The organism is Brevibacillus sp. AG162, from assembly GCF_006715575.1.
GTDB lineage: Bacteria > Bacillota > Bacilli > Brevibacillales > Brevibacillaceae > Brevibacillus > Brevibacillus brevis.
On sequence record NZ_VFNO01000008.1, the window covers coordinates 80,094 to 93,144 of the forward strand.

The following is a 13,051-nucleotide window of genomic DNA, read 5'->3' on the forward strand; positions in this document are numbered from 1 at the left end:
TGGTTCTTACTTGCCCCACTCTTGCACGTATTGGGACAGGTCGCCCATCGTTACTTTCTTATCCTTCGGCAGGTCTTCCTGTTTCACCAGCACTGGATTCAGCTTCACGTTGTCTGGCACTTGTTCGCCTTTGATTTTTTGGAACACGGTTTGCGCATGAATGCGTCCGATATTGGATGGGTCTACTGCTGCCGTCGCTGTCCACGGAGAGTTTTCCGCCTGAATCATTTGCAGATCCTCATCGCTCAAATCGATGGAGTATACTTTGATTTCCGTACGCCCTGCCTGCTGGATGGCACGTGTAGCCCCTTTGGCAAATTCATCCCAAGCCGCCCATACTGCTGTGATGTCGCCTTTGTTCGGATACTTTTTCAAGATCGCTTCCATCTGCGTTTGTGTATCGAGTGCCGTATTGTTGGTGGCAGAACCAAATGCCGCAATTTCTTTAATATCCGGGTATTTCTTCTGGAAAGCTTCATACGTGACTTGGCGTTTTTCCATAGGAGCAAAGCCAGCTACCCAAATTTTGACGATGTTTCCTTTGCCGTTTGTATCTGCAGCCAGCTTCTCCAGGCTCAGCTCTGCCAACTTGTTGTCATCCTGCGCCACAACTGGCACACCAGGAATGTTGATGTCTGTATCAAACAGGACGACCGGGATTTTTTTATCCACGGCCTTTTGCGTGCCCTGCTGTAACGCTTCCGCCGTACCATGGTCGATCAGAATGCCATCAAACTTTTGGTTCACAGCCGCGTCGAGGTTGGACGCCATTTTTGCCAGATCGGTATCTGCGTTGAATACGGTCAACTCGCCGCCGTTTTTCTCCACCTCTGTCTTCACGCCATTGATGTATTGTGCAGAGAATGTTCCTACGTTTTGACGCATGATCAGTGCGATTCTCTTCGCCTTCTCTCCCGAAGCACCGCCGTTTGTGCTGCCGGTTCCCGTTGTCGCTCCGCTGCCGCACGCCGTCACAAGAATAGATGCTGCCAAAACAAGTGATGTGATCAGACCGAGTTTCTTTTTCATTGAGATGCTCCCCCTTTTTCTTTTTGAAAACAGATAACAAGATTAAATATTTTGTTTCCCTTCATTCACTTTCAAGAAGGAAACAAAAGCCTCGTAGAAGAAGCGTATTTCCAGTCCAAGCGCCTCTGGAGCCCACCCCAGCGTAGGAAGAAATGGCGGGGAATTTCAGCTTCAGTTATGAAATCCTTCCTCGAACCTTCTACGTTTGAAGCGCTCCCGCCATTTCTTCCGAAGCGGACAGTCTTCACTCACAGCGGGGCGGAGGCCGAAGCGTAGACTGGAAATGCGCTTCTTCCCCACGACAGCTACGCAAAAAATCCTCTTTCACAGAGAAAGAGGACAAAAATCGACAAGATTCTCGCCTCTTATCTGTCAGGTATTCTACCTGTTGGAGTTAGCACCTTGGCTCGAAAGAACGCATTCTCTCGTGCTAGGTTGCCGGGCTTCATAGGGCCATTCCCTCAGCCTTCTCTTGATAAGAGTAGTTTCTATTTTCAAAACGTTTGTATAAGTATATACAGAATATAATCTGGCAATTACCTATCTGTCAACTAGGTTTACCGAAAGAATTTTCTTGATAAATATTCCAGTTTCTTGTGTAACACCAAGAGGGATTTTGTTGTGTCTTGTCGAATTATCGTAGATTGATACAAGCCTAGCAAATATTTGCGATGGGGATGCTACATGAGTCTATTAAAAGAAGTCATTCTTCAATGGTTTTTCGCGATTATCCCGTTTGTGTTTTTCAACATTTATTACCGTGACAAAATGAGGAACTACAGCCGTTCCTTTATCGTCATCACCAGCTCAGCCTGCATGTTTCTCGCGATGACCTTCGCCCCGAGTGTCACGACTGGCATGTTTTTTGATATCCGACATGTCATCATTCTTTTCGGACTGGTTTATGGCGGAATCGAGATTGCCTTGCTCCTTCTGATAGAAGCCTTGGTTTATCGTTACTACCTGGGTGGAGAAGGAACATGGGTTGCCCTGCTGATCCTTACAGTCAATTTTGTCTTGTCACTCTTTTTGTATCGACACTACAAAGCCAGTTATCGGAAAACACTGTATCTTTTTATGACGAGTGCGATTTTTTCTACGGTTGCTTTAGGGACTACTTATTACTTTTTTCCCGCGTATGTAACTCAACACCTCGTTTACTACACCATGCTGATTCCTATTCAAAACTTTTTCGGCCTCTGGTTATTAATGTCGCTTTTCAGCAAATGCGTTTCGGATAAGGAGCTGTTTATCCGCCACGCGCAAAATGAAAAAATCCAAACGATGAGCCATGTTGCTGCATCGCTCGCACACGAGGTTCGCAATCCGCTGACAGCAGTCAAAGGCTTCTTGAAATTAATACAGGAATGTCCGGAAAATTTGGTAAAAGTCGAGCAATACATTCGCATCAGTCTCGATGAAATCCAACGGACAGAAGCCATTTTGACCGAGTACCTTGCGATTTCCAAGCCGCTCAAGGAACGGCATGAGATCATTAATGTTAGCGAGCATTTGCATGCCATCCGCGAGGTGATGCTCCCCTTTGCCAATATGCATAACGTGGAACTTACGCTGCAAGATTTTGAGAGACCTGTGACGATCAAGGCCAATCCAGACGAGTTCAAGCAAGTATTGGTGAATTTCATCAAAAATGCCATCGAGGCGTGCGCGGATATTTCGGACGGAAAAGTCTCCCTGGACTTGCTCATCGAGCGAAACAAAGCCCTGTTGGTCATCAAGGATAACGGCGTCGGCATGGATGCAGGACAGATCAGCCGCCTCGGAACGATTTACTTTTCTACGAAAACAACTGGGACCGGCCTTGGATTGACTTATTCCTATCATGTCATTCATGCGATTGGCGGAACGGTCAATGTAACCAGCAAACCACGAGTAGGAACCAAGTTCACCATTATGCTTCCGTATAAGGCACAGTAGCTGCATGCAGGTTTTGCAGAGGGACTGTGTCTTTTTCCATTCGATCGCTAATGATGCAAATGACGGTCGGTTGCCCTTCCCCTCACGCTTTACTATGCAATTTCCGGGAGGCATTACGCAAAACAAAACACCAGGAGTCTCCCCCTGGTGTCTCTCTTTATTGGAATGGCAGCCATTCTCCCGTAATGGCATCCACATCCCCGTTGCTTTTCAGTATCTCCGCCGAATAGACCAAGACCGGTTGCTCTTGAATCCTATTGTTTTCAAGCGGGAATAGATAACGGGGACTGAGTGATTTATGTTGGAGATAAACCCGCGCCGCCTCTTCTGCTGAAATCACCTTGGAAGCATCTGGGAAGGTCTCCTGCTCATGCGGGAATGTTAAATTCACCCCGATAATTTCTCCTGTCTGCCCGTCGATCGTGACCTTATAATACTGATCCGGCACCATTACGCCGTTTACTTCTCGGACAAAGTTCAATTCAACCTGTCTGCCCATCACATAAATTTGCTCCTGCATCCGAACAGTCTTCACCCGTGAATCCAGATACGGCTCCAAAAACAAGATCGCTCGCTCCTGCAATTCTGCAACGGCAAGTGTCGGATCACCTTCTCTCAGCTCAGGATAAGATATCTTGAACGCTGCTGCCCGATTGTTGACGGTAGTCAGCTGCATGAATCGCTCTCCTTTTTTGGCCTGGTATTCCCGTTCGTTGTCTCCCATCATATATTCAGGCACATTACTCCCGGTAAATGTGAAGCCCTCCACCTTCTGACCGAAGAACTCCATGGCGGCCGCAGCCTCTTTTTCCGATGCAACCATTGTCTTCTTGCCTCCGGGATTGACGGCAATACTGTCGCGAAACGACTCCCCGCGCCACAAGGTCGTTTTCACCTCCTTGCCAGTACGAGCGTCGAGATACCCGGAGAAGTTTTCCGTGTAGCGAAGAACGTAGTCCACATCCTCCTTCCCGACTCTCTGATACGTCAGTTGCATGACTTCCGCAAGTCCGCTCTCCGTTTTCTTCGGAGAAGGCCGCTCAGCAATTGAAGGAAACTGCCCGGTGTCCAAATTCATTCCCGTTGAATCCCCTGAATTGACATAGCGAATATGCCCGGCATCGCTCATGCCGATCCCATAGTTATCTCCCTCTACCTGCACGTCATTCACGTAGCGTTGCAATCGGACGGCTTCATGCGAAACGGTATCTGCTCCCTCTTGCCCATCTACTTGTTCGATCCGATACTGTTCCAGATTTTTGCCCAGAAACGGTTCCATAAATGCCTTCGCCTGTCGCTCTATTCTCTCCTTGGAAGGCACTCCTTCGACTTTCTCTTGCCCTGGAATCTTTTCCAGGTCGAACCCGAGCAAGAGTCCGCTTTTGGCGTCCAATTTCGCTCTGGCATATAGCGACACTTCTGTTCGATCTTTGTTGCTGAACGTGCGAAAATCTATGTTGTACACCTCGCGAGGAGCTTTGGTTACGTAGACCCTCTTTTCCGCTTCCCGAAAAGGAGGATATTTCTCGTACAGCTTTTCCAACGTTCTAATCGCCGCTTGGCTTAGCTCGCTTTCTGTTATTTCTGCCGATGAGAAGGAGCGGGGTACCAGATGCGCTTGTGATTCAAACCGAGATTGCTTGAATATCTCCGGGGTTACCCCCATCATCCATACTGCTGCTGCCACCGTCGCAGCGGAAACTGTCCATGTCGCCAGCTTGAGGACGATTCTTTTCGGACGATTCGTTTTGGTGCGTGCCCGTTGCACCAGCTTTGCTTCCAGCGCTTCTACGAATTCGCTTCTTGGTTCCGCATCCTTTGACCGAGGAAGAGCCGCGAAGAATTGCTCGTCATTTGGAGTATTCATTGGCCAACCCTCCTATCCAATCGACATGCAAAACTTTTTTGAGTTCTTTTGTTGCCCGATGAAAATCTACGCGGACCTTGGCTTCGCTTGTTCCGAGGATTTCTGCCGTTTCCCGAATACTGTAGGCCTTGATGCCACGCAAAATCAGTACATTCCGATGATGCGTCTTCATTTTCTGCATCGCCTGCTCAATTTCCAGCTGTTCTTCCTTGGAAGCCAGCTCCGCTTCCGGCCTTCCCAGAAGAGAAGGCAGCCCTTTTAACAAATCCATGCCAAAAAGCGTTTGCACCCGCCTCTTCCGGTAATCATCGATGGCGACATGCTTGGCAATATGCAAAATCCATGTCTTCACACTGGAACGCTCTTCATATCTGGCTAAAGCGTCCAAGACCCGGATAAACACTTCCTGTGTCAAATCCTCCGCATGCTCACGCTTCCCCGTAAAGTAGTAGAGATATTGATAGACATCACGGTAATGCTCGCGATAGATCGCTTTAATCCGCGCTTCGTAATCGACTGTGTCCTGCACTGGATTTCCTCTCCCTGCTCCCTACTTGATAAATTGACCTGTAACCGCGTCAACCTTTCCGTTTCTTTCTTTCGGCTCATAAACAAGGACAGGTGTTCCCTGGTACCGTCCGTTAAGGGAAGGAAACACGTAGCGCAGTGTAAGCGGATTAGCTTTCAACAATGCTTGTACGGCTTGCTCGGGCCCTACGACATTTGAGGCATCATCATAGGATAATTTACCAGTAATTACTGGTAAACTGGCGGATACAATGTCTCCCGTATGCATGTCAACTTTTACTGAATAGCCCTGTCCCTCAACCATAATCCCTTGGTGTACAGGGGAAAATAGAAACGTTTGCTTGCCTGCTTCTCTGTTATTCATTTGTGGTACCAGCTCCATTTGTGGCACCAGCTCCGTTACCTCTGCGTCTACAAACGGTTGCAGAAACACCACTGCTTTTTCCTCGGCAGCTGCCTCTGTAATCACTTTCTGCTTTGGTGGGTTTTCAACTACATGGAAGTACGCAATCTGATCATTTACTGTCCTCACTGAGAACTTTTTGTTTCCAACCACGGCATCATACTCCTTTTCCCCTTCGAGAACTGGCGCACCTTTGGTTATTTTAAACTCAATTCCTTCAGGCAATGGAATAAAAGTGGAGAGTGCGGTGGCTATCTCCTCATTTGTTTTGGCGAAGACCCGCTGGTTGCCAGGCGTTATCGGGATTGGTTTCCCGTACTTATTTTTCTTGGTCCATCCGGACTCTACCTCGGCTCCTGAACGTGCATCCAGATATCCGGAAAAATTCAGGCTGTAGACTGGGCGGAAGCCAGCGCTTATGTCTCTTGCTTTTTGCTCATATCTAAGGTGGAGCATGTCTTCTAATTGTTTGCCGAATTCGTCTGGATTCTTAACCCCTGACGGAGCAGCGAATTTACTTGCGTCCATCTGCAATCCTGTTGTGTTTCCTGCGTTTATATAGTCTAGCTCGCCTACTCCATTGATCCCTACTACGTAAAGATCGTCTTTTACCGGAATCTGATTCACAACCCGAACGAAACGCACATTTGCCACGGCCTCTGCACCCTCACCATCAACTGTTACCTCGTCTATTTGGTATTGCTTGATGGCGTCACCGATGAAATCCTTCAGAATACTCGGCGCTTTTTCTTTTCCCATCGCTTCCGTAGGAGGTGCAGTCGGTTTCTTTTTGGGAATGTCGTGTGCAGAGAAGAATAACAGCATACCGTTGTTTGCATCGATTTTGGCATCCGCATACAGGGATACTTCCGTCCGCTCCTTGTTGCTGAAGATGCGGAATTGGATGTGGAAGACATCTCGCTCCTGATTGTTACGCGAAATGGTTTTTTCCGCATTTTTTAATTCCGGGTAGTGTTTGTTCAGCCTGTCTACGGTTTTTTGGGCTAATTTGCTCAATTGGGGTTGTGTCGATTTGACTGCCGCGGCTTGTACAGTTACTTGTGGTTGCGCAACCCACAATGGGCTTGAGAAGAGCAAAGCAGCAGCTCCTACTGTGATCATCAGCTTTTTGGTTGCGTATGGTTTCATTTTGAATTTCCTCCTGGCTTCCTCTTTTTTTACGTTCATAGCCCAATAGTCGGAAGCAAAAGGGAAATGTTACAAGGAAATCAAAATAAAAAAAGGCCAGTCAAGCCTTTGACAGGCCGCCTAGCCGTTGCGAGGTTTTGTGAGCGACATCCTTTACCCGTTCAATCAAATACTGGAGCCGTTCCTCCTTCAAATCATACGTAACAATTCCAATGCTTAACGCCCCGATTACCTTTTGGTTGTAATCAATCACCGGTGCTGCGACGGACGCCGTATTTTCCGTCCGTTCCGCAAAGCTGACCGCATGACCAGCAGCTCTGATCTCCTGGAGCTTCTCCATAAAAGCAGGCGCCTGCTCTTCACCCACGAGCTGGACTACCGTTTGTCTGGCTTCTTCCACAGGCATGTGTGCAAGCACGACTTTATTGGCCGCACCGATATGCATCGGAATCCGCAAGCCCAACTGATCGTATATACGGATATTGTGCTGACTATCTACCCGATCGACGACAATGGATTCGAGTCCGCTAGGCTGACTGAAATAAACACTTTCGTTCACTTCTCTGGCGAGCTCCTCGATCATCGGCTTGATTACTTTGCGATAATCAATCCGATCGAGCACCCGCAAGCCGAACTCCATCCATTTAATCCCCAACGTATATTGCTTGGTCGCAGCATCCTGCTCTACCAGTCCATGCTTCATCAACGTGTACAACAGTCGATAAATGGTGCTGACCGGGAGCTGGCATTCCTTCGCTAAATCATTGATCGTCCACCATTTTCTATGCTCATCCGACGAAAGTGCCGTTGCAATCGCCATCGCTCGATCAAACGATTGAATCACGGTCATCCCCCCTTTTCTCTCTATCTTCTCATATGAAACTATGTTAAACCATTTGCTCCAATTTTGTGAATCGCAAAAAAACTCCAGGTACGAATCACAGATTGACAGTCAGAAATCAGAATGTGTAAACTAATGAAGAACATTTCGAAATATGAATAATATTCTGTAATGTGGAAAAAGGGAGGCAACTATGTTCCAAGGCAGCCAATCCATGGTCAAAAAGATGAAAACCGTCATCATCAAGCATCCCCATCAAGCATTTATCAGTCAAGAACATCTCGATCAATCATGGAAAACCTTCAACTATACAGACCGCCCTGACTGGGACACGGCTCTTCATGAGTACGCCAAATTCGAAGCGATCCTGCGCGAGCATGTGGAAAATGTCTTGCATTTGCCACAATCCGATAAGACCGGATTGGATTCCATTTACGCCCACGACCCGGTGAAATTCACTTCCAAAGGGGCGATCATTCTCAAATCTGGCAAGGAGCTCCGTCAGGGAGAAGCACAAGTATACAAAGCCTTTTTAGAAGAAAACAATATTCCGATCCTGGGACAGCTCACAGGCGATGCCTTGTCAGATGGCGGCGATCTCGTGTGGCTGGATGAAAAAACGCTCGCGATCGGCCTTGGCTTCCGTACGAACGAAGCGGCTATCGCTCAAATTACGGAAATGGTCAAGGATTTTACGGATGAAATCATCGTCGTCCAGCTTCCGTATGATCGCGGCCCTTCGGAATGTCTGCATCTAATGTCGATTATCAGCATGGTCGATCATAATTTGGCAGTCGTCTACTCCAAGCTGATGCCTGTATTTTTCCGCCAACTGCTCATCGACAGAGGCATTCAGTTAATCGAGGTACCGGATCATGAGTACGATAATCTTGGCAGCAATGTTCTCGCCCTCGCGCCGCGTGTGTGCATGGTCGTGGCAGGCAACCCGATTACCAAGCAACGCCTCCTCGACGCAGGTGCGACTGTGTACGAGTATGAGGGCGAGGAGATTTCTTACAAGGGAACAGGTGGGCCTACTTGCCTGACAAGCCCGGTGGAGAGAGTGTAACAAGTCGAAAAAGCACAGAAAAGACCACATTCCGTGGTCTTTTCGTTATTTCAGCACCGTTATTTGGTAATAGGTATCACGCCATCCAAAGGGAATCTTTCAAACTCCAGTCCGCTCATCTCTACCTTGTATATTTCCTGTTTGGGTACCTCGAAAGTAAGTGAAACGGTCTCCAGGTTCTCTGCGATAATAAAATCCTTGTAATACTGACCTTCTACACGCAGATTAATCTTCTCTAGTCCTTCGTTCGGGATGACGATGAAAAGCTTGCCTTTGTCGTAATACACCTTTTCGATGTTCAGCTTATTCTTTTTGCCAAATGAAATGCTTTGCGGGTACTTGGCATTCCGATCCAGCACGATGTTTTCTTTAATGGACTTATTCGCAGATACCTCGTCGAATCGAAGCTCGAGTTTTTCCGGTACGTCTTCAAAGAAGAGAGATGGGAAAAACTGCATGGTATACTTGTCACTGCCTTGAACCCGGGTAGCATCGCCACCTCGAACCCGTTCCAGATTCTCATTGATTCGGTCATCTATTGCCGGATATTCCTTTCCCTTCCCATCTACCAGCTTCACATTCTCCAAGCGATACAGCTCGAATCCATCCTGCAAAGTAGCTTCCAGCTCCGCTTCTATCACAGTCGGAGAAGCTACTATCTGGTTTACTTTAAGCCTCGTCAACAGGCTGTCTGTTTCTAGCACAGCCTCTACTTCTGCGTCCGGTTCGATTACTTTTTCTGCTGCAGCGACGGACCTTGGTAGGGGCAGCAACAGCTCGGCTACCACTTCATCAGCTTCTTTCTTGCGCATATCTACAATTTGCACAGGCAGAACGGGCTTCGTCTGATTCATGATCTCTCGCATTTTTTTCTCGTCAATTCGGTAATTCGATTTGATGATAAGATAATGCACACCATCGATCAATTGAAAATCCTTACTTGTACCGCCAATTTCTCTCAGCTCCCCCAAATCTACACCAAGTCTCCCATAAAGCATATCGCTTCTTTTCGATTCGTCCGGAATCCGCGCAATCTCCTCCATTTTTTCACCGGAGATTAACAGCGTAAACGTAATCCGTCTGTGATCCACCATGGCATCCCTGATCTGATAAACAAAACCATCCTTCTCCAATTTCACCTCTGGCAGAATCGGATAACCGTTCTTCAAAGCATGCGTGAAACCTTCATCTGGCGTGATCCATTCAAATACTTCCTGGCCTCGCTCTGCACCAGTCAGTCCCCACAAGCTTCCATCAAAGGGCTGAGCAATCTCGAAGAAAAGGGTAGCAGCAACTGCCACTCCGGCTGCCCAAGAAGTTACTTGCCAGCGACGGCGACGCTTCTCACGCTGAATTTTTGTGAGTACTTCCTGCTCGAATTTTTCCAAATGAAACGGATATTTCTCACGAACGGATTGCTTTGCTGATTGACTCCATTCCCTCCACATGCGATCATCGCTCATCCTTTTACCTCCTTAGACATGGTCTTCTTCAATTGCTTTCTGGCTCGATGCAAACGCGTACGGACGACCTCCTGCGAAACCGAGAGAATGTCCGCTACTTCCGCAATCGACAGGTCTTCGTAATAGTGCAAGAGGATAACCTGCCTGTATTTCGGTGCAAGCGATTGAATGTATGTGACGATCTCTTCCCGCTTCACCCGGTTCAATATCTCTTCCTCTACCTGATTGTTTGCCTGCCGATCCATCAGGTCGCCCAGATGATCATCCATCGTCGGAAAAATGTTGCGGAACGACCAAGACCGAAAATGCTTTTTGCTTTCATTCATCGCGATCTTGTAGAGCCAATGCTTGATCTGTCCGTCCCCCCGGAACTGATCGAGATGCCGATATGCTTTGATAAACACGTTTTGGGTAATATCGTCCGCCAAGGCATGATTCTTTACCGTGAGACTCACCAGATGAAAAATCTTCTCCCCGTATTGCTGCATTAGCCATTTCAGTCTGGCTTCCCGTGTAACCTCCAGACTCGCTGGCATTGTTTCTGCTTCGTTCAACCCGTTCACCTCATCCGTTGATTGCTTGCTATTAGGTATGATCCGTCTCACGGCAAAAAGGTGACAGAAAAAGCAAAAAGAAACCGCTGTGGCTTCCACAACGGCTACTTCGCTGTTTGTTCTTCGCGCAATGCTTTGCTTTATAAAACATGCTGCATCCAAATATTCGGCTCGATATATACCACTTCGTCCTTTTCCACGTCAACTTGCACGGGAACTAATGCGTCTGGAATGATGTACGATCCGGACTCCGGGAATTTCATCCCTGTCCAGCTTTCCCAATCCTTCAGATTTCCTCTGATCAGCATGGATTCCGGCGCCACCTGCATGATTTTCGCTCCCAACTTCCAATGCGTGCGCACCCACGGATCAAACGGTGCGTCATCGGTCGTTTTCCACTGAACATACTTGTCCATTGGCGTGAGCGGGTACTTGTGCTTGAGCGATGGACGTACAGGTGCCACCAAGTGCACCAAGCCATTTTCCTTGGCGATATCCTTCATCGCCGTAACCATCTGCTTGCTCAGACCGAGTCCGCGATACTGGGGATCGATGGAGATGGAGAGTGCCGATAACGCGTTTGGCTGTTTTTTTTGGCGGTAGTCTTCAATCCCTTGCAGAAAGACATCATCCCAGCCTTTTGGCAGCCCTTCTGCAGTGCCATCCCAATAAAAGGGAATCGCATTTCCTACAGCCATTACCTTGTCAGCCTCGTCCGTCAGCATGAATTGATAAGAAGAGAACCAGTCATACAGATGACCGTAATATTCGTTAGCCACTTCGTCATTCAGCATGAAGGCAGACCAGCTTGCTTCAATGAGTGCATCAGCTTGATCGTCTAGATCCGATCTTTGTGCAAAAGTGTAGATGTTGTATGACATGCTTGGAATCCTCCTACGAGCTCTGATGTGTCCATCTTCCCATCTATTCCCTATTCGTTTTTTTTCGACATTTTCCTCTTACGGTGTGTCACACAATCACTCCCACTCTCGTTACATGGTCAAACCAAACGAGGAGCTGATTGGCATGAAAGAAGTAACATGTGTGATTGTCGGAGGCGGGTACGCAGGTATCAACGCACTAAAAGCCGTTCGGGATACATGCAAAGGACGCCCGATCCGCTTCATCTTACTTGATAAAGAGCCTCATCACCTTCGCAAAGTCCTGTTGTTCAAACCAGCTGCTGCCAAAACAGACATCTCGATTCCGCTAAAAAATCTGTTTCCAGAGGGCGTCGAATTCGTGCAAGGTACAGTCACGTCGATCAAAGGGAAGGAGAAAACCCTCTTATTCCGGAACAAAAACGGCCAAGAACAACCGTTGCCCTACGACATTCTCATCCTGGCAGTAGGAAGTGTCATTCGCCAACCGGAACCAGAGCAAGGCGGCATCGCTTTGACGGGCGTCGAGGCAGCCGAGTCCATTCGGGATAAGTGGCTTGCCAACATGCGCCAAGCCGTCCATGAGAAACAGCCATCCGAACGAGAGCGATTGTTGACGATCGCCGTTGCGGGAGCGGGCATCAGCGGGATGGAGACTGCTGCAGAGATGGCTTTTGCCATGCGTGGGGAAGCGAAGAGCCTCGGCATCCATCCTGATGAAGTCAAAGTCTATCTCATCAACGCACAAAATCGTTTGTTTATGGAAGGGTCCGCCAAAATGGGGCGCAAGCTGGAGAGTGCACTCACGGATGGCGGCGTAACCATTCTGCATGGTCAAAAGGCACTTCATGAGCGGGACGGAATGCTGACGCTAGCCAGTGGTCGCACGCTTGCTGTCGGGCTGTGCGTCTGGTCACTTGGCTTGCAGCCTAATCCCGCATTGCGCAGCATGGGCGTGCCACTGACCACACACGGACAGGTGGTCGTCGATGAATCCTATCGTGTAGCGGGAACGCCGGGGGTGTACAGTATTGGCGATTGTGCACGCATCGTAGATCCAGCAAGCGGTCAAGCGGACACGATGACCTGCAAGGAAGCCTCCGGACAGGCGTTACGTTTGGGAAAAATTGTGCTGGCTGACTTGGAAGGAACCCCTGCTCCCACACACAAAAGCTACATGGACATTTACTGCGTCGGACTCGGCCCTGAACGCGGAATGGTTTGGACGAGAAAATGGGGACTCGATATCATTTTGACAGGGAAATTGGGGTGGAAATTTCGCGAGTTCACCTGGAATATTGCCAGCATGATAAAATAAGAAAAAAATAG

At 48.3% G+C, this 13,051-nt stretch carries 11 protein-coding genes and 1 riboswitch; of the genes, 3 read left to right on the forward strand and 8 right to left on the reverse strand.

What is annotated here, in order from left to right:
• Positions 1 to 6: 6 nt before the first annotated feature.
• Positions 7 to 1,029, reverse strand: coding sequence for a sugar ABC transporter substrate-binding protein (locus tag FB479_RS22080; protein ID WP_142066722.1), 1,023 nt, complete (start codon positions 1,027 to 1,029; stop codon positions 7 to 9).
• 362 nt (positions 1,030 to 1,391) lie between these two features.
• Positions 1,392 to 1,511, reverse strand: a riboswitch (SAM riboswitch).
• Positions 1,512 to 1,713: 202 nt separating this feature from the next.
• On the opposite strand from FB479_RS22080, the gene FB479_RS22090 reads away from it, so the two are divergent.
• Positions 1,714 to 2,967: an ATP-binding protein gene (locus tag FB479_RS22090; protein ID WP_174769414.1), complete on the forward strand. Its 1,254-nt coding sequence runs from the start codon at positions 1,714 to 1,716 to the stop codon at positions 2,965 to 2,967.
• A gap of 157 nt (positions 2,968 to 3,124) precedes the next feature.
• Here FB479_RS22090 and FB479_RS22095 read toward each other — a convergent pair whose 3' ends face one another.
• The 4 genes from FB479_RS22095 to FB479_RS22110 all read right to left on the reverse strand — a co-directional run bounded on the left by FB479_RS22095 (position 3,125) and on the right by FB479_RS22110 (position 7,758).
• Positions 3,125 to 4,834 (reverse strand): hypothetical protein, encoded by a 1,710-nt coding sequence (locus FB479_RS22095; protein WP_106657170.1) that lies wholly within the window; start codon positions 4,832 to 4,834, stop codon positions 3,125 to 3,127.
• Positions 4,818 to 5,363, reverse strand: a complete 546-nt coding sequence (locus tag FB479_RS22100) for an RNA polymerase sigma factor (RefSeq protein WP_069851796.1) — start codon at positions 5,361 to 5,363, stop codon at positions 4,818 to 4,820. Before FB479_RS22100 ends, FB479_RS22095 begins: the two co-directional genes overlap by 17 nt.
• Positions 5,364 to 5,384: 21 nt before the next feature.
• Positions 5,385 to 6,914, reverse strand: a complete 1,530-nt coding sequence (locus tag FB479_RS22105; protein ID WP_142066723.1) for a hypothetical protein — start codon at positions 6,912 to 6,914, stop codon at positions 5,385 to 5,387.
• 100 nt (positions 6,915 to 7,014) lie between these two features.
• Positions 7,015 to 7,758 carry an IclR family transcriptional regulator gene (locus FB479_RS22110; RefSeq protein ID WP_142066724.1) on the reverse strand — a complete coding sequence of 248 codons (744 nt, stop codon included), beginning with the start codon at positions 7,756 to 7,758 and terminating at the stop codon, positions 7,015 to 7,017.
• Between the two features lie 190 nt (positions 7,759 to 7,948).
• Here FB479_RS22110 and FB479_RS22115 point away from each other — a divergent pair, with 190 nt between their 5' ends.
• Positions 7,949 to 8,824 carry a dimethylarginine dimethylaminohydrolase family protein gene (locus FB479_RS22115; RefSeq protein ID WP_142066725.1) on the forward strand — a complete coding sequence of 292 codons (876 nt, stop codon included), beginning with the start codon at positions 7,949 to 7,951 and terminating at the stop codon, positions 8,822 to 8,824.
• Positions 8,825 to 8,883: 59 nt separating this feature from the next.
• Here the strand turns inward: FB479_RS22115 and FB479_RS22120 are convergent, their stop codons facing one another.
• From FB479_RS22120 to FB479_RS22130, 3 genes are all read right to left on the reverse strand, one after another.
• Complete coding sequence (locus FB479_RS22120) at positions 8,884 to 10,287, reverse strand: hypothetical protein (protein WP_142066726.1); 1,404 nt, start codon at positions 10,285 to 10,287, stop codon at positions 8,884 to 8,886.
• Positions 10,284 to 10,841, reverse strand: a complete 558-nt coding sequence (locus FB479_RS22125) for a sigma-70 family RNA polymerase sigma factor (protein WP_142066727.1) — start codon at positions 10,839 to 10,841, stop codon at positions 10,284 to 10,286. The genes FB479_RS22120 and FB479_RS22125 overlap by 4 nt, the downstream gene beginning before the upstream one ends.
• A 140-nt stretch (positions 10,842 to 10,981) precedes the next feature.
• Positions 10,982 to 11,722 (reverse strand): GNAT family N-acetyltransferase, encoded by a 741-nt coding sequence (locus FB479_RS22130; protein WP_142066728.1) that lies wholly within the window; start codon positions 11,720 to 11,722, stop codon positions 10,982 to 10,984.
• A gap of 145 nt (positions 11,723 to 11,867) precedes the next feature.
• Between FB479_RS22130 and FB479_RS22135 the strand changes: the two genes are divergently transcribed.
• Positions 11,868 to 13,040, forward strand: a complete 1,173-nt coding sequence (locus FB479_RS22135; protein ID WP_142066729.1) for an NAD(P)/FAD-dependent oxidoreductase — start codon at positions 11,868 to 11,870, stop codon at positions 13,038 to 13,040.
• Positions 13,041 to 13,051: the final 11 nt, after the last annotated feature.

What these genes read in the sequence shown, in the direction of transcription:
- FB479_RS22120 (WP_142066726.1), bottom strand. Translation starts at nt 10,287, where the DNA reads ATGAGCGATGATCGCATGTGGAGGGAATGGAGTCAATCAGCAAAGCAA.
- FB479_RS22105 (WP_142066723.1), bottom strand. Translation starts at nt 6,914, where the DNA reads ATGAAACCATACGCAACCAAAAAGCTGATGATCACAGTAGGAGCTGCT.
- FB479_RS22095 (WP_106657170.1), bottom strand. Translation starts at nt 4,834, where the DNA reads ATGAATACTCCAAATGACGAGCAATTCTTCGCGGCTCTTCCTCGGTCA.
- FB479_RS22115 (WP_142066725.1), top strand. Translation starts at nt 7,949, where the DNA reads ATGTTCCAAGGCAGCCAATCCATGGTCAAAAAGATGAAAACCGTCATC.
- FB479_RS22090 (WP_174769414.1), top strand. Translation starts at nt 1,714, where the DNA reads ATGAGTCTATTAAAAGAAGTCATTCTTCAATGGTTTTTCGCGATTATC.
- FB479_RS22130 (WP_142066728.1), bottom strand. Translation starts at nt 11,722, where the DNA reads ATGTCATACAACATCTACACTTTTGCACAAAGATCGGATCTAGACGAT.
- FB479_RS22080 (WP_142066722.1), bottom strand. Translation starts at nt 1,029, where the DNA reads ATGAAAAAGAAACTCGGTCTGATCACATCACTTGTTTTGGCAGCATCT.
- FB479_RS22135 (WP_142066729.1), top strand. Translation starts at nt 11,868, where the DNA reads ATGAAAGAAGTAACATGTGTGATTGTCGGAGGCGGGTACGCAGGTATC.